The sequence below is a fragment of the Virgibacillus sp. LDC1 genome (assembly GCF_025792345.1).
Taxonomy (GTDB): Bacteria; Bacillota; Bacilli; order Paenibacillales; family Paenibacillaceae; genus Paenibacillus_AQ; species Paenibacillus_AQ lautus.
The window spans coordinates 3,003,472-3,020,533 of the sequence record NZ_JAOXLZ010000001.1 but is presented as its reverse complement, the minus strand read 5'-3'; the positions used below and the strand labels follow the sequence as shown (position 1 = coordinate 3,020,533).

Here is a 17,062-nt window from a genome sequence, read left to right as displayed (position 1 = left end):
AGGGGATGTGAATCAATCGTGAGTATTTTGATCGATAAAAATACAAAAGTTATCACGCAAGGGATTACAGGTAAAACAGCCCTTTTCCATGCAAAAGGCGCCCTGGATTACGGTACACAGATGGTCGGGGGAACTTCACCCGGCAAAGGTGGAACCGAAGTCGAAATTACGCTTGAGAACGGCGAAACCGTCAAATTGCCGGTTTACAACACCGTTGAGGAAGCCAAAGCCAAAACAGGCGCAACCGCTAGCGTAATTTATGTGCCTCCGGCTTTTGCAGCCGATTCCATTCTGGAGGCTGTTGATGCCGAGATGGATCTGGTTATCTGTATTACGGAAGGCATTCCGGTGCTGGATATGGTGAAAGTATCCCGCTATATGGAAGGCAAGAAGACTCGTTTGATCGGACCTAACTGTCCGGGTGTCATTACACCGGGCGAATGCAAAATCGGCATCATGCCTGGTTACATCCACACGCCAGGACATGTCGGCGTTGTATCCCGCAGCGGTACCCTGACATATGAAGCCGTTCATCAGCTGACAGCTCGCGGCATCGGACAATCCTCCGCCGTAGGGATTGGCGGCGACCCGGTTAAAGGGACGGAGTTTATCGATGTATTGAGACTCTTTAATGAAGATCCTAACACCAAAGCGGTTATTATGATCGGTGAGATCGGCGGTACAGCGGAGGAAGAAGCGGCTGAATGGATCAAAGCGAACATGACCAAACCAGTGGTAGGCTTCATTGGCGGCGCAACGGCGCCTCCAGGAAAACGTATGGGCCACGCAGGCGCGATTATTTCTGGCGGTAAAGGAACAGCCAAGGAGAAAATCTCTGTACTTGAAGCTTGTGGTATCAAAGTAGCTCCTACACCTGCTGAAATGGGCTCAACCCTGGTTAGCGTGCTTGAGGAGAAAGGTCTTTTGGAGTCTTGCACGACTCACTAGAACAAGATTCTGATGCATGATTAGACTAAGTCAATGGTTTTTACTTGAGGTAAGCAACCTTTTATTTCCTAAACAGGAAATGAAGGGTTGCTTTTTTGTTTTCGATTTTATATTTTAAGGAGGTCCCGTTATGAAGGTGGACAGCTTACTGCTGATTGCATTGCATGAAAGCGAAGGTATCGGATGGAAGACCATTAACCGAATCATATCGAATGGCGAGCTGCATGAGGGGCTGCTGTCATATGATGCGAATGATTGGAGAGCCTGTGGTCTACCTGTCGAAAAAGCGAATAAGCTGGCCAAAGACTTTCCTTCCGTTGTCGAAAGTAAGCAGGTCGATCTGTCGAGTGCGGATCATGCCGGGTTTCGACAATATGAGGCCGGGGTATGGAATTTGACAAACCGTTCAAAAATACGTATTATAACAGCCCTTGATGATATCTACCCGGACACGTTAAAATCTTCGCCACAGGCACCCTGGGTGCTGTATTGCATAGGCGATCCTCATCTGCTGTCCAGGCCGGGGATTGCGATGGTAGGTACAAGAATGCCTACGGCATATGGGCGCAAGATTGCAACGATGTTATCCGAGGAGTTGGCAAGGGCAGGGTTCATGGTTGTCAGCGGCATGGCCAGAGGCATTGATAGCGTTGTCCACGATACGGCTTTGCGAAGCGGGGGACCGACCTTGGCAGTTCTTGGAGCCGGCATTGACGTTATATATCCACCGGAGAACCGATCGCTCTATGAAGAGATCGCGGCTAAGGGACTTATCATTTCGGAATACCCGCCCGGCACCAAGGCGCTCCCGGGATTCTTCCCGCAGCGAAACCGCATTATCGCGGGACTCACGCTAGGTACCGTGGTGGTGGAGGCGGATGCCCGCAGCGGATCGTTGATCACGGCGGATTTAGCTTTGGAGGCGGGAAGGGACGTGTTTTCCGTTCCGGGACCTCTCACTTCACCCAAGAGCAGAGGGACCCTGGATTTGATTAAGCAAGGGGCCAAGATGGTTACGGAAGCTAGGGATATAATAGAAGAATATGATTCCTGGTTGCCAAAAGTGGCCTCGGATACATACAATAAGGAGCGGCAGGCCCCTTGTCAGGAGCAACCGGATGTACTAGCCGGGTTGACAAATGACGAACGACAAATATACCATATGCTCGAACAGGGTCCCGGGTCGCTGGATGAGATGATCGAGCGAACCCGGTGGGATTTTGGACATTTGCATTCAGTTCTGTTATCTTTAATCATAAAAAAGCAGATTACCCAATTACCCGGTGCTATATATAAGATCATTTAATGGGAAAGTTTGAATGTTGGAGAGGAGGATGAACCTGTGGCGGATTCACTCGTCATCGTAGAGTCGCCTGCTAAGGCGAAAACGATTGGCAAATATCTCGGCAGCAAGTATATCGTGAAGGCTTCGATGGGTCATGTTCGCGATTTGCCGAAGAGCCAAATCGGGGTTGAAGTGGAAAACGACTTCAATCCGAAATACATTACGATCCGCGGAAAAGGTTCTGTCTTAAAGGAACTTAAGGATGCTAGCAAAAAGGTGAAAAAAGTGTACCTCGCAGCTGACCCCGATCGCGAAGGGGAAGCCATTGCATGGCATCTTGCGCATGCGTTGGAGCTGGATGATACTCAAAGCCTGCGGGTTGTATTTAATGAAATAACAAAAACGGCCGTGAAGGATGCCTTCAAAACGCCGCGCAAAATTAACATGGATTTGGTTAACGCGCAGCAGGCAAGACGTATCCTGGACCGCTTGGTTGGTTATAAGATCAGCCCTATTCTATGGAAGAAAGTAAAAAAGGGACTTTCTGCCGGCCGCGTTCAGTCGGTAGCCGTCAAAATCATTCTCGACCGCGAGAATGAGATAAGCGCTTTCGTTCCGGAAGAATATTGGACCATTACGGCCAAACTGGCCATTAAAGGAACCGCATTCGAAGCCAAATTTACGCAGCTTAACGGCGCGAAGAAGGAGCTGACCAATGAACAGGAAGTGAATGAAATTCTCGAAGCGATTCGGGATGCTTCCTTCCAAGTCGGCGAAGTAAAAGAGCGCGAGCGTCAGCGCCACCCGTCTCCACCGTTTACGACGAGCTCCTTGCAGCAGGAAGCTGCACGTAAACTTGGTTTCCGTGCTGCCAAGACTATGTCCGTTGCCCAGCAGTTGTACGAGGGCGTCGAGCTTGGCAAGGAAGGCACCGTCGGTTTGATTACCTATATGCGTACGGATTCCACACGCATTTCAGGTACGGCTCAAGAAGAAGCAAAAGAATATATCACCGAGAAGTATGGTGATCCGTTCGTTCCGGAGAGCCCGAGACAATACTCGAAAAAAGCAGCCAACGCTCAGGATGCGCATGAAGCGATCCGTCCTACTTCGGTGCTGCGGGATCCTGAATCCATGAAGCCGTTTATGAGCCGTGATCAGCTTCGCCTGTACAAACTGGTCTGGGAGCGTTTTGTGGCGAGTCAGATGTCTTCTGCTGTGCTGGATACGCTTTCTGTTGATATCACCGCTGGTAAAACGGTCTTCCGCGCAACCGGTTCGAAGGTTCGTTTCCCTGGATTCATGAAGGTCTATGTTGAAGGAAATGACGATGGGACGACGGAGGAAGACAAATACCTGCCAGAGCTTCACAGTGGCGACATTCTGGAGAAGCAGGATATTGAGCCGAAGCAGCACTTCACGCAGCCGCCTCCGCGTTATACGGAAGCACGGCTTGTCCGAACGCTGGAGGAGCTCGGCATAGGACGTCCGAGTACGTATGCACCGACGCTGGAGACGATCCAGAAGAGAGGCTACGTTGCCATCGAAGAGAAAAAATTCATGCCAACCGAGCTCGGTGAACTTGTCATCGAACAGATGGAGCAGTTCTTCCCGGAAATTCTCAATGTAGAGTTTACGGCGAACATGGAAGAGGACCTCGACCATGTGGAGGAGGGCTCCGAAGATTGGGTCAAAGTATTGGCAGAGTTCTATGAATCCTTTGAAAAGCGCCTTGAAGTAGCAGAGGAAGAAATGAAGGAAATCGAAATCGAAGATGAGGTTTCCGATGAGATCTGCGAAAAATGCGGTAAGCCGTTGGTGTATAAGCTGGGCCGTTTCGGCAAGTTTCTTGCCTGCTCGGGTTTCCCGGATTGCCGGAATACCAAGCCGATCGTGAAAGATATCGGCGTGGCGTGCCCGAAATGCAAGGAAGGCCATGTGGTGGAACGCCGGAGCAAGAAGGGGCGCATCTTCTTTGGGTGTGATCGTTATCCCGAATGTGATTTTGTATCATGGGATAAACCATCAACGAAGCCGTGTCCGAATTGCAGCAGTTTAATGGTAGAGAAGAAAAGCAAGCAAGGCATCAAGCTTCAATGTACTTCTTGTGATTATTCCGAAATGGTCGAGGAACAGGACGATGCAGCAGATTTGTAAGGCATACAGGGGGTAATGACGTTGACAGATTCACAAAGGGTTACGGTTATCGGTGCAGGGCTTGCAGGCAGTGAAGCTGCCTGGCAGATCGCTAGCCGTGGCGTACCCGTTACATTATATGAGATGCGGCCGGTCGTTAAGACGCCGGCTCATCATACGGACAAGTTCGCTGAGCTTGTATGCAGTAATTCGCTTCGGGCGAACGGTTTAACCAACGCAGTCGGGGTATTGAAGGAAGAGATGCGGATGCTAAACTCGCTTGTCATCGGTTCGGCAGATCGCAATTCCGTCCCGGCTGGGGGCGCATTGGCCGTTGACCGCGACGGTTTTTCGGGAGAAATTACGGAAACCCTGCATCAGCATCCTTTAATTGAGGTTGTAAATGAAGAAATTCAGCATATACCTGAAGAAGGCATCGTTGTTATTGCCACAGGGCCGCTGACTTCGCCCGCGTTGTCATCACAGATTCGTGAGCTGATGGGTGAGGACTATTTCTATTTTTACGATGCGGCTGCTCCAATCGTGGAAAAGGATTCCATCGATATGAGTAAGGTCTATCTGGCATCCCGTTATGATAAAGGCGAAGCGGCTTATCTAAATTGTCCCATGACGGAAGAAGAGTTTGACGCTTTCTATGACGCTCTTATCAATGCCGAAGTTGCTCAATTGAAAGAGTTTGAGAAGGAGATTTATTTCGAAGGCTGCATGCCGATCGAGGTCATGATGAAGCGCGGTAAACAAACCGCCTTGTTTGGCCCGATGAAGCCTGTTGGATTGGTGAACCCGCATACAGGCAAGCTGCCGCACGCTGTGGTGCAGCTCCGTCAGGATAATGCGGCAGGTACGCTTTACAACCTTGTCGGTTTCCAGACTCATTTGAAATGGGGCGAACAGAAGCGGATCATTTCCATGATTCCGGGACTCGAGAACGCCGAAATTGTGCGTTACGGTGTCATGCACCGCAATACGTTTGTCAATTCGCCTAAACTGCTGGAACAAACCTATCAGGTGAAAACACGGCCTAATCTGTATCTGGCGGGACAAATGACGGGTGTCGAAGGCTATGTAGAATCAGCGGCATCCGGATTGATTGCAGGGATCAATGCAGCAAGAGCAGCTCAGGGACAGGAAGGGATCGTATTCCCTCAGGAATCAACCATCGGGAGTATGGCCTACTACATAACCCATGCAGATCCTGATAACTTCCAGCCGATGAATGCGAACTTTGGTCTTCTTCCAAGTCTCGAGAAGCGCATTCGCAACAAAAAGGAAAAAAATGAAGCGCTTGCGAGCCGAGCTCTTGACGGAGTACGAGTATTTATTAATGCTAACGAACTAAATACAATCTAATCTTATTTTCTTAGGGAGGTCTTGCCATCATGGAAATGACTTTTCACGCCACTACGATTTGCGCGGTACGGCATAATGGCACAGCAGCTATTGCCGGCGATGGCCAAGTTACATTTGGTGAAAGTGTAGTGATGAAGCAGACCGCCAAGAAAGTGCGCCGTCTTTACCGGGGACAAGTTGTCGCCGGTTTTGCCGGTTCTGTGGCGGATGCAATCACGTTATTTGAGAAATTCGAAGGCAAGCTGGAAGAACACCATGGCAACCTGCAGCGTGCCGCTGTTGAGCTCGCGAAGGACTGGCGTCAAGACCGCGTGCTTCGCAAACTTGAAGCTTTGATGATTGTTATGGATAAAACAGGGATGCTGCTGATTTCAGGCGGCGGCGAAATCATCGAGCCCGATGATGATGTGCTGGCCATTGGGTCAGGCGGCAATTTTGCCTTGTCGGCAGGTCGGGCGCTTAAGCGTCATGCCGGACATATGGAAGCGAAAGACATAGCCAGAGAAGCGCTTCAGATCGCTTCTGAGGTGTGTGTCTATACCAACAGCAATATTATTGTCGAAGAGCTGTAAGGATGCCATACAGCAACATATAGCCATATCAGGGGTGGAGGTATTCGCGATGAGTAAAGAATCGATGACGCCAAGACAGATTGTATCCGAGCTGGATAAATACATCGTAGGCCAAAAGGACGCTAAAAAATCGGTCGCTGTAGCACTTCGGAACCGCTATCGCCGGAGTTTGCTTACGGATGACGAGCGGGATGAAATCGTACCGAAGAACATTCTGATGATCGGTCCTACCGGTGTCGGCAAAACGGAGATTGCGAGAAGGCTTGCCAAGCTGGTCCATGCACCGTTCGTCAAGGTCGAGGCGACAAAGTTTACCGAGGTTGGATATGTCGGCCGTGATGTGGAATCCATGGTCCGGGATCTGGTGGAAACCGCGATCCGGATGGTGAAGCTGGAACGTACCGAGAAGGTAAAGGACAAAGCCGAGGAAATGGCGAACGAGCGGATCGTTCAGCTGTTGGCGCCTTCAACCAAAGGCCAGAAGAGCCAGCGAAATCCCTTTGAGATGCTGTTTGGCGGTTCTAATAACGAGACCCAGGCCGAAGATGAGGATGCGGACGAAAAGGACGTTAGTCTCAAAGAGAAACGGAGACAGGTGCGCTTTAACCTGCTGTCCGGTAAGCTTGAAGACGAAACGATTGAGATTGATGTTGAGGATGCTGCTCCGAACATGTTTGATATGTTTGCGGGGCAGGGCAATGATCAAATGGGTATGAACATGCAGGAAATGTTCGGCAACCTGATGCCAAAGCGCACAAAGCGCCGCAAGCTGTCCGTCAAGGAAGCCAGGAAAGTGCTGACGCAAGAGGAAGCGGGCAAGCTCATCGATATGGATGATGTCATTCAGGAGTCCATTCGTCGGGCAGAGCAATCCGGCATTATCTTTATCGACGAGATCGACAAGGTTGCCAGCCAGGGCCGTCAATCGGGTCCGGATGTGTCCAGAGAAGGCGTGCAGCGCGATATTTTGCCTATCGTGGAAGGCTCAACCATTATGACCAAATATGGGCCGGTCAAAACGGATTTTGTCCTTTTCATCGCTGCAGGTGCTTTTCATATTGCGAAGCCATCGGATTTGATTCCCGAGCTTCAGGGGCGTTTTCCGATTCGGGTGGAGCTCAGCAGCTTGTCACTCGACGATTTTGTATCCATTTTGACCGAGCCGAAAAATGCGCTGACCAAGCAATACGTCAATCTGCTGCGTACTGAAGATCTTGAGGTTGAGTTTTCTCCGGAAGCGATACGGGAGATCGCCCAAATTGCTGCTTCGGTTAACCAGAACACGGAGAATATAGGTGCACGGAGACTTCATACGATATTGGAGAAGCTCCTCGAAGACCTGTCATTTGAAGCGCCTGAGTTGACGCTGGATCGCATGGTGATCACGCCGCAGTATGTCCGGGAGAAACTGGCCGGGATCGCCCAGGACCGGGACCTGAGCCAGTATATTCTGTAGTTGCATCCATATAGGTCTATCTGCCGGGGTATGCGAAAGGAAATAATTGTCGATATTCATCCCGACCCTTGCAGCAAGTTGTCGAAGCGCTTTCGCATGTTGGAAGGGAACGGGACGGATTTCGTAATTTTTTGTGAATTTTATGGTCCCTACCAGGACCTACCCTTCGGGAAAAATCGCTTAAATTTTACAGATTTAGTGATACGATTTGCAATAATATAGAAAAAAACCGGATAAAAATGAACACAAAGCCCTTCTTTTTGGTAAAAGATAGGGCTTTTTTCTTATTGTAAAAAGTCCCAATCTTTAAGAAACTTAGTTTATGTGACATCATGTTGTCTTTTTCTACTTAAGACCTAGGTTAGTTCATACGGATTATATGATTTGTCGAAAAAAGAGGATTTAGCTAGGAAGAGTGGAATACCTTTCTGCAAAGTCCAGTCAGGAGGAATGAGCTAGTGAATCTGTTGAACAATAGTTCTTTTCAACGGCTTCAAAGCGGTTTGGATGCAGCGAATCTCAGAAACAATGTGATTGCAAACAACATCGCCAACGTGGATACTCCTCATTTTAAGAGATCCGAGGTATCCTTTGAGAGTCTTCTGAAAAAAGAAATGGATGGGGCCCAATTGTCGCTTCAGGGCAGAAGAACGGATCCCAGGCATTTTGTCATTGGTTCAACCGGGGGGATTCCTGAGGCTTCGGTCATGAAGGATGGCAGCAGCTCCATGAATAACAACCAGAATAATGTCGATGCAGACAGAGAAATGTCGCTGCTTGCAGAGAATCAGCTCCGTTATAATTCATACATACAAGCTGTCAATGAGCAGATTCGAATGATGCGTACAGCTATTGAAGGGAGATAGGGTTCATGAATATTAGCAATAGCTTCGGTATTAATGCATCAGCTCTAACAGCACAACGGCTTCGAATGGATGTCATATCCTCCAACATTGCCAATGCGGAAACCACTCGCGCGCGAATCGAGAACGGCCAAGCTGTACCGTATCGCCGTAAAACGGTTGTGTTACAGCCGCAGCAAGAATCATTTGAAGGGCTTCTCAGAGCTCAGATGAGTGGTCAGAATGTGGGACAAGGGGTAAAGGTTGCGCAGGTACGGGAAGATCAAACCCCGCTGAAACAGGTATATAACCCTACACATCCGGATGCGAATGCGGAAGGCTATGTCTTTATGCCTAACGTGGACATTACGAAGGAAATGGTGGATATGCTGGCAGCTACCCGTTCTTACGAAGCTAACGTTACTGCGATAAATGCTTCGAAAGCGATGATTATGAAGGCGTTGGAGATCGGTAGATAGCACAGCGGTAAATACATAAGCCCATATTGTAGGAGGAGAGAGAGATGATTCAAAATGCAATGTTCAGTGTTCAGGGCGTACAGCCGCTTCAAATGCAGGAGCAAGTGAAAAATGGAGCGACTCCATCCGAATCGATTCGCGATTTTGGCTCTTACCTGAATGAAGCACTGAACTCTGTGGCAGCACAGGAACAAAATGCACATGTCATGAGCGATAAATTAATGATTGGACAAGTAAACGTAGATCAGGCGATGATATCCGCCCAACAGGCTCTGTTGAGCATTCAGCTCACAACACAGGTCCGAAACAAAGTGGTAGAAGCCTATCAAGAGATCATGCGCACGCAAATCTAAATGTTTCTAGCAAAGTTTCGGATGGGGTGACAATGTGAACGAGAGAATTACCCAATATCGGGAGAGAATGACCCAGTATTGGAACCAATTCAGCAACAAACAAAAAATAATGTTAATCGCTACAATAGCATTTGTTTTGATTGCTCTAATCGTACTAACGATGCAGTTCTCTAAGACGAAGTACGAAGTAGCATTCCGGGATCTAAATTCCAGCGACGCCGCAGGAATCATCAGCCACCTGGAGACCCAAGGGATTTCCTACAAGCTGAGCGAGGATGGCAGAAGCATCCTGGTTCCGAGTACGAGCGCAGCTAAAGTCCAGATTGATGTAGGGTCTCAAGGACTTGTACAGAATGGTACGATCGGATTCGAAACCTTCGAGAAGAACGCATCAGCCATCGGGATGACAGATAACGAATTCGAAGTGAAATATGTAAATGCACTGAATGGCGAAGTAGAACGACTGCTTGAGAAGATGCAGGGCGTTCAAGATGCAACGGTATTATTAAATCTGCCTAAAGAAAGTGTATTTGCAAAAAACGGAAACGAAGATCAAGCCAGCGCTTCTGTAGTTGTCCAATTCAAACCGGGCTATCGTCCTAATCAAGAAGTCATTGACGGGTATTACAACCTCGTGAAGACGGCCATTCCGAACTTACCGGTTGAGAACATTACAATCACCAATGACGAAGTCGAGCTGCTCGCAACAGCTAAAGGCGGTCAAGGCGGATTGATTGGTAAGGTGGAAGAAAACTTCGCGCTTCAGAAAAAATTCGAAAGCGACGTTAGGCAAAATGTTCAGCAGTTCCTCTCGCAATACATGGGATCGAATAAAGTCAATGTACTGGTTGCTTCCAAACTGAACTTTGATCAGGTGCAAAGCAAGGAAAACATCGTAACCCCTGTTGATGAAGAAGAAATGAAGGGGATTGAGCTCAGTGTTCAGGAGATCCAGAAGAACTATTCGGGAACCAGTAGTCCAACCGGCGGAGTGGCCGGTGTAGGCGAAGAAGCTGTTCCGGGATATCCAAGCGATTCTGGAAGCGGGGAAACGAATTCGGAAGAGCTCTCCAAAACCGTTAACTATGAAGTTAACCGGATTACGAAGGATATCATAGCAAGTCCATATACTGTTAAAGATTTAACCATTAATGTCTCGGTTGAACCACCTGCCGGACAACAAACTTTGGATGACGCAACAAGAACGGCAATACAGAACATTCTGGTTAATATCGTACGAGCATCGCTCTCGGATACAGGCTCTACTTATACAGACGCTGATTTGTCCAAAAAAGTTTCGGTTATTTCACAGGTATTTAATGTAAATGCGGATGAAAACCCGAAAACCGTATTTTCACAGCCTGTATTATGGGGAATTGGTATCGCTGCGTTGGCGTTAATTGCCGGAGGAACCTATTTCATTATCCGCAGACGCAGACAGCAGCAGGAAGAATTTGAAGATGACATTCAACTTCCGCCGGTTACGGAATTCCCATCGATTAATCTCGAAAGTATAACCAATGAAAGCCAGGTTCGTAAGCAGCTCGAAACCTTGGCGAAGAAGAAGCCAGATGAATTCGTGAATTTACTTCGCACATGGCTAGCTGAGGAATAGAGGTGGAAGCATTGGCTAAGGGAAATAACCAACTGTTAAGCGGACGTCAAAAAGCGGCTATACTGCTCATTACACTTGGCCCGGAAGTGTCTGCTCAAATATTTAAGCATCTTCGAGATGAAGAAATTGAACAATTAACGCTGGAGATTGCGAATGTTCGCAAAGTCGACAGTGATGAGAAAGATAGCATTATTCAGGAATTCCATCAAATTTGTCTGGCCCAGGAATACATCTCCCAAGGCGGTATTAATTACGCTAAAGAGATTTTGGAGAAGGCGCTTGGACAGCAAAAAGCGATGGAAGTGATCAACAGACTGACGGCAACGCTTCAAGTAAGACCGTTTGACTTTGCCCGCAAAGCGGACCCAAGCCAAATTCTGAACTTTATCCAGAACGAAAATGCGCAGACCATTGCACTTGTCTTGTCATATCTTCAATACGAGCAGGCATCCGCGATCCTCTCTTCGCTTCCGCAAGAGAAGCAGGCCGAAGTAGCTCGTAGGGTTGCAGTCATGGACAGTACTTCACCGGAAGTCATTGCCCAGGTGGAGCGCGTGCTGGAACAGAAGCTGTCGGCGACCGTTACCCAGGATTACACCAGTGCGGGTGGCATTGAATCCATCGTTCAAATTCTGAATGGTGTGGACCGTGGAACAGAACGAACGATCCTCGACTCCCTGGAAATCCAGGATCCCGAGCTCGCTGAAGAAATCAAGAAGCGGATGTTCGTATTCGAAGATATCGTCAACGTGGACAACCGTTCGATACAGCGTATTATCCGCGATGTCGAGAACGCCGATTTACAGCTTGCACTCAAGGTGGCAAGCGAAGAGGTACGGGATGTCATTTTCCGCAACATGTCCAAGCGTATGGCCGAAACCTTCCGCGAAGAAATGGAATACATGGGACCGGTGCGGTTGCGTGATGTAGAGGAAGCTCAGACTCGGATTGTAAGCACGATCCGAAGACTCGAAGAAGCGGGCGAGGTCATTATTGCCCGTGGCGGAGGAGATGACATCATTGTCTAACTTGATCAAATCGTCCCACTATAAACCGATGGATGTGTTGAAAGAGTTGGATCTTGCTCGTCGTTACGCTTCACCGACCCAGGAAACGGTAGAGGAACATACTCCGCCGACTGCCGAGCCGGCCGTCGTACAGACGCTGGCTGAAGCTGAACGCTTAAAGCACGAGATGCTGAAGGATGCTCAGGAGTTTGCCGAACGACAAATCCGTGAGGCTTCGGAAGAGGCGGAGCGGCTGTTGACTGAAGCACAGCAGCAGATTGAAGCGTGGTGGACCGAAAGAAGGCTTCAGGACGAGGATTTGTCCGAAACGCTGAAGATGGAAGGATTTAACCAAGGATACGCCGAGGGCTCGGCCAAGGCAGAACTTGAGATGAAGGAACTGATGGAGCAAGCGACATTACAAGCGAGTGAATTGCTTCAGCTGGCCCATCAAGCGAAGGATGATTTGATTCAGGAAGCGGAGCCGTTTTTGGTGGAGCTCAGCTGCAGCATAGCGGAGAAAGTACTGGATCGTCAGCTTACGATTGAACCTGATTTCACGCTGGAGCTGATTCGAAAGAATCTGGCACGCAAACGGGAAAAAGGAGTCATCTCCCTCTGCGTTGCTCCTGAACAATTCGAATTTGTATACGCGGCACGGGAAGAGCTCGGATTATCGATCGATTCTCAGGCGGAACTTCAAATTTTGCCGGATTCCACGGTTAAGGATCACGGCTGCGTGATCCGGTCTTCCTTCGGAAGCGTGGATGCCCGCATCGATACACAGCTATCCGAGATCAAAAAAGAACTCGTGCGGTTCGCTCTTGATGACGAGGAACGGAGAAATCAAGATGAAGAAGCTGAATAGCGCACGGTACATGGATCATCTGAAACATCTGGACCCCGTTCGCATCAACGGCAAAGTTACACAGGTAATCGGACTGATGGTGGAGTCCGAGGGACCGGATGCGAGCATCGGCGATGTTTGTTATATCTATCCCACGAAGCAGTCCAAGCCGCTCAAGGCGGAAGTCGTGGGTTTCAGAGACAATAAAGTGTTGCTGATGCCTCTCGGCGAGCTTCACTCTATCGGACCCGGCTGTGATGTAGTCGGGACCGGAAAACCGTTGAGCGTGCAGGTTGGTTCGGAACTGCTTGGCAAAGTGCTGGACGGATTGGGACAACCGCTGGACGGATCTATCATTCCGGCGCGTATGCCGCATTATTCAACCCATAATGTTCCTCAGAACCCGCTGAATAGGCCGAGAGTTCAGGAGCCGATCAGCATCGGCGTCCGTGCGATTGACGGATTGCTCTCCATCGGCAAAGGCCAGCGGGTCGGTATATTCGCCGGATCCGGTGTCGGGAAGAGTACCCTGATGGGAATGATCGCCCGAAACACTTCTGCCGATGTCAATGTCATTGCCTTGATCGGGGAACGTGGACGAGAGGTGCTGGACTTCATTGAACGGGACTTGGGTCCCGAAGGGTTAAAGCGGTCCGTCGTGATTGTAGCGACCTCAGATCAACCGGCACTCATCCGTATTAAGGGGGCCTTGATCGCTACAACGATCGCTGAGTATTTCCGGGATCGCGGCCTGAATGTGATGCTGATGATGGATTCCGTTACCCGCTATGCGATGGCGCAGCGAGAAGTAGGGCTTGCCGTAGGAGAACCGCCGGCCATGCGCGGTTATACTCCGTCTGTTTTTGCTAGTCTGCCGAAGCTTCTGGAACGCGCAGGAACAGGGCCAACGGGCTCGATTACAGCTTTTTATACGGTGCTGGTAGACGGTGACGACATGAATGAACCGATCGCGGATGCGGTCAGGGGAATACTCGATGGTCATATCGTTCTAAACCGAAATATCGCAAACAAAGGGCATTTTCCGGCTATCGATGTGCTGGCTAGCATTAGCCGGGTGATGAAAGATATTTCTCCAGAGGAACAAATCGATGCTTCCGAGAACGTAAAGCGACTGATGGCGATATATAAGGACTCGGAGGATTTGATTAATATTGGGGCATATCAACAGGGCTCGAATGCCGATATCGATGAGTCGATTGAATATATCGGGCGAATATGGGATTTTACGAAGCAAAAAGTGAATGAGAAGACAACATTGAATGAGGTTCAGGAACGTTTGATTTCCGAGTTTTCAAGGAGATGACTTTGAAGAATGAAATTTCATTATGCATTCCAGAAAATCGTAGACCTGAAGAGCAACGAGAAAACGCAAGCCGAATGGATGCTGTCAAGTGCCATCGGGAAGCTGCAGGCGGAAGAGAAAAGTCTGAATGAGCTGTATGAGATGCGGGATCAAATGTATCATGCTCAGCAGGAGGCGGCATCGCGGTGCGTGCCGGTCGCTGAGATCCGAAACATTCAGGTATATGCAGAGCACTTGGAAGAATGCATTGAGCGGAAGCGGGATGACATAAGGATCGCACATGTCAATGTAACGAAAAAACAAAAGGTATTGTCAGACAAGATGCTTGACGAAAAAGTGTGGCTGAAAGCAAGAGACAAATCCCAAGAAAAGTTCCGGCATGAAAGTCTCCTTCGGGAACAAAACGAGCTGGACGAGATGGCGACGGTACGTTTTGCGATCAAAGCCCGATAAGGTTTGCAAACACCGAAGGGTTATGACCGCGAAGGAGGAATGAGAGTGGCACGAAAAGACATGCCGCTTGATAAGGAAGAATCAGGCGGAGGATTTGAACGGATACTGTTGATTTTGGTACCTGCTATATTTACGATCGTTCTGCTCGGGGCGCTCGCCGTATTTTTTAGAGCCGATGTGCGGGATGGACTAATCGATGTAGCCAATAAAATTCCGGTCGTCAAGAACTGGGTCCCGGATCCGGTGCTGACCCCGGAAGAGCAGAAACTCAAAGAAGCGAAGCAGCAGGAAGAAAGCGCGGAAGCAACGATTGTTGAACTCAAGAAGCAGCTTGCTGAACGCGAAGAAACATTAAATGAAGTAACGGAGCAAAAAGCGGCGCAGGAAAACAAGGTGAAAGAGCTGGAAACCCAAATTGATTCGATGCAAAGCACATCGACAAGCGGTGAGGCAGAAGAGGAGGACGCGTATACCAAGCAGATTCGAGAACTGTCTAAGCTCTACGCCGACATGAGTCCAAGCAAAGCCGCACCGATTATGCAAAACCTTACGCTGGAAGAAATGGTGCTTATGCTTAGCCAGATGAAGAGCAGCAACCGGGTTGCCATTTTGCAGAAAATGGATCCGAAAACGGCCGCGGACGCAACCATGATGCTTAAGGATGCTGAGACTTCTGAAGATATGGCCATTGCGGCTTTGCAATCCAGGCTCAAGAAGAACGAAACGGAAGCGGCGCAGAAGAAGACATCCGACAATCTGGATAAAAACCAGTTGAATCAGACCTTTGCCGGAATGACACCTGCCAACGCTGCCGAGCTGCTGATGCAGACATATAAGATCAGCCCCGCTAAGACCATGACCATTCTGAATACCGTGGATGATGCTACTCGTTCACGTATTTTAAATGCGATGTCTTCAAAAGATGCGGAGCTGGCAGCAAAGATATTGAATCGCCTGATGGGCTCTAAATAAGCTCTGAAATGAATCTCCATCCTCAGGAAAGGAGGTGAAATAAGACGATGACAATAACGGTACAAAACATGTCTTCATCCGTAAGCACTCCCTCGGGGAGCGGAAAGACAAGCGCAGCGGGTCAAACGACAGCAGGTGTTTCCTTTGATGCGACACTGGCATACCAGATGAGCAGCAGCGGGAACAGCGCTTCAACAACTTCGACGGAAGTCGCTGCCAAGCTGGAATCCTTGCTAACGCAGTATTCTTCGGAAACCGATGGATCGCTTGAAGGCTTGATGGAATTGCTTCATGGTTTGCTGCAGGAACTGGACACCATGGACCAGGCATTAATGGAGGATCCATCCCTATTGCAAGAGCTGCAGAACTGGCTGTCGCAAGCGAATCTTATGTTGAGCGGAGCTGCTCCCCAAGCACAAGAAAACACGGATGGGAATGCGATGTCTCCATTGGCTTCCAGACCTGAGACCATTCGATTTGCGGTACAGGATACGATCAGCCAGCTGGCGTCGATGCTATCCAAATCGAGTCAGGTGGATCTGAATACCGAAGCTGCAGTCAAACAGCTTGTCCAATCTTTCCATAGTCTGCTTGGTCAAGGAACAGGGACCGGGGAGAGTAAAACAAGCGGCAGTTTTGATAACATCCTAACCCAAAAGCAGCCGGATGCCGTTCAGCCTAACGTATCCACGAATACCTCGGGACAGTCGGCTTCATCTCAATCAACGGGTCAAGCAAATGCCAAGTGGTCATCACTGACGACAAGTACCCACGTTGAGGGTACAGCATCCGAGTTCGTGATTAACGAAGGAGATTCGCTGTTGGAGCAAGGAACGGTCACTGCCGGTCAGCTTGCCCTGCGTTCGGGAACGCAAGTTGCAGTAAAACCTGCAGCTCCACCGGTGCCTGTTGAGAATTTCGCAAGCGAAATGACTTCCTTCATTATTAATAAGCTCGAAATCGTGAAACAAACCGGTTTTACGGAAGCGAGAATCTCCTTGAATCCGGAACATCTAGGTCAAGTAGATATCAAACTTACGATGCAGAATGGCCAATTAATCGCCCAGTTCATGACAAGGTCGACGGATGCTAAAGAGCTGATTGACCAGCAAATGGCACAGCTTCGAAGCGCATTGATTGCACAGGGACTGCAGGTCGAGAAAATTGAAGTTACACAGAGCAGCCAGCCTTCCAATGCGAATCTTTATCAAGACGGCCGTCAGCCTGGATCAGGCCAGCAGCAGTCACAGCATCGATCAAAGGAGAAGGATAGACCATCCGATGATGCCGTGCTGGCAGCAAATTTGACAGAAGAATTAAACGATTGGATTGCTGAGCATCAAGCCGACGATGAACGGATGCAAGCAGGAACATTTACCGCAAAAGCCTAACAGTGAGGAGG

General features: G+C 49.1%; 16 protein-coding genes. All 16 read left to right on the top strand.

Going from position 1 to position 17,062, the window contains the following annotated elements:
- The first annotated feature begins 18 nt into the window (after positions 1-18).
- The 16 genes from sucD to OHJ21_RS13350 all read left to right on the top strand — a co-directional run bounded on the left by sucD (position 19) and on the right by OHJ21_RS13350 (position 17,051).
- Entirely contained in the window at positions 19-948 is a 930-nt protein-coding gene (gene sucD, locus OHJ21_RS13425; RefSeq protein WP_071220478.1) for a succinate--CoA ligase subunit alpha, read from the top strand.
- A gap of 130 nt (positions 949-1,078) precedes the next feature.
- Positions 1,079-2,254, top strand: a complete 1,176-nt coding sequence (dprA, locus tag OHJ21_RS13420; RefSeq protein ID WP_100538083.1) for a DNA-processing protein DprA — start codon at positions 1,079-1,081, stop codon at positions 2,252-2,254.
- Positions 2,255-2,290: 36 nt separating this feature from the next.
- Positions 2,291-4,390 carry a type I DNA topoisomerase gene (gene topA / locus OHJ21_RS13415; protein WP_100538082.1) on the top strand — a complete coding sequence of 700 codons (2,100 nt, stop codon included), beginning with the start codon at positions 2,291-2,293 and terminating at the stop codon, positions 4,388-4,390.
- Between the two features lie 15 nt (positions 4,391-4,405).
- Positions 4,406-5,740: an FADH(2)-oxidizing methylenetetrahydrofolate--tRNA-(uracil(54)-C(5))-methyltransferase TrmFO gene (gene trmFO / locus OHJ21_RS13410; RefSeq protein ID WP_394054754.1), complete on the top strand. Its 1,335-nt coding sequence runs from the start codon at positions 4,406-4,408 to the stop codon at positions 5,738-5,740.
- Between the two features lie 29 nt (positions 5,741-5,769).
- Positions 5,770-6,312, top strand: a complete 543-nt coding sequence (hslV, locus tag OHJ21_RS13405) for an ATP-dependent protease subunit HslV (protein WP_006211334.1) — start codon at positions 5,770-5,772, stop codon at positions 6,310-6,312.
- A 49-nt stretch (positions 6,313-6,361) separates the two neighbouring features.
- Entirely contained in the window at positions 6,362-7,768 is a 1,407-nt protein-coding gene (hslU, locus tag OHJ21_RS13400; protein ID WP_100538080.1) for an ATP-dependent protease ATPase subunit HslU, read from the top strand.
- Between the two features lie 458 nt (positions 7,769-8,226).
- A complete protein-coding gene (gene flgB / locus OHJ21_RS13395; RefSeq protein ID WP_071220075.1) occupies positions 8,227-8,634 on the top strand; it encodes a flagellar basal body rod protein FlgB in 408 nt (135 codons plus the stop codon).
- Positions 8,635-8,639: 5 nt separating this feature from the next.
- On the top strand, positions 8,640-9,089 hold the full coding sequence (flgC, locus tag OHJ21_RS13390) for a flagellar basal body rod protein FlgC (RefSeq protein WP_326112937.1): 450 nt from the start codon (positions 8,640-8,642) through the stop codon (positions 9,087-9,089).
- A 44-nt stretch (positions 9,090-9,133) separates the two neighbouring features.
- A complete protein-coding gene (gene fliE / locus OHJ21_RS13385; RefSeq protein WP_009594713.1) occupies positions 9,134-9,442 on the top strand; it encodes a flagellar hook-basal body complex protein FliE in 309 nt (102 codons plus the stop codon).
- 34 nt (positions 9,443-9,476) lie between these two features.
- Positions 9,477-11,057 carry a flagellar basal-body MS-ring/collar protein FliF gene (gene fliF / locus OHJ21_RS13380; protein WP_127592524.1) on the top strand — a complete coding sequence of 527 codons (1,581 nt, stop codon included), beginning with the start codon at positions 9,477-9,479 and terminating at the stop codon, positions 11,055-11,057.
- Between the two features lie 11 nt (positions 11,058-11,068).
- Positions 11,069-12,085, top strand: coding sequence for a flagellar motor switch protein FliG (gene fliG, locus OHJ21_RS13375; protein WP_100539452.1), 1,017 nt, complete (start codon positions 11,069-11,071; stop codon positions 12,083-12,085).
- The gene (locus OHJ21_RS13370) at positions 12,078-12,932 is read left to right on the top strand and encodes a FliH/SctL family protein (RefSeq protein WP_486020253.1); all 855 of its coding nucleotides are present in this window, start codon (positions 12,078-12,080) and stop codon (positions 12,930-12,932) included. The genes fliG and OHJ21_RS13370 overlap by 8 nt, the downstream gene beginning before the upstream one ends.
- Positions 12,916-14,235, top strand: coding sequence for a flagellar protein export ATPase FliI (fliI, locus tag OHJ21_RS13365; RefSeq protein ID WP_127592522.1), 1,320 nt, complete (start codon positions 12,916-12,918; stop codon positions 14,233-14,235). The genes OHJ21_RS13370 and fliI overlap by 17 nt, the downstream gene beginning before the upstream one ends.
- Positions 14,236-14,244: 9 nt before the next feature.
- The gene (gene fliJ / locus OHJ21_RS13360; protein WP_100538075.1) at positions 14,245-14,688 is read left to right on the top strand and encodes a flagellar export protein FliJ; all 444 of its coding nucleotides are present in this window, start codon (positions 14,245-14,247) and stop codon (positions 14,686-14,688) included.
- Between the two features lie 39 nt (positions 14,689-14,727).
- A complete protein-coding gene (locus OHJ21_RS13355; RefSeq protein ID WP_394057347.1) occupies positions 14,728-15,660 on the top strand; it encodes a MotE family protein in 933 nt (310 codons plus the stop codon).
- Between the two features lie 47 nt (positions 15,661-15,707).
- Positions 15,708-17,051 (top strand): flagellar hook-length control protein FliK, encoded by a 1,344-nt coding sequence (locus OHJ21_RS13350; RefSeq protein WP_486020252.1) that lies wholly within the window; start codon positions 15,708-15,710, stop codon positions 17,049-17,051.
- The last annotated feature ends 11 nt before the right edge of the window (positions 17,052-17,062 follow it).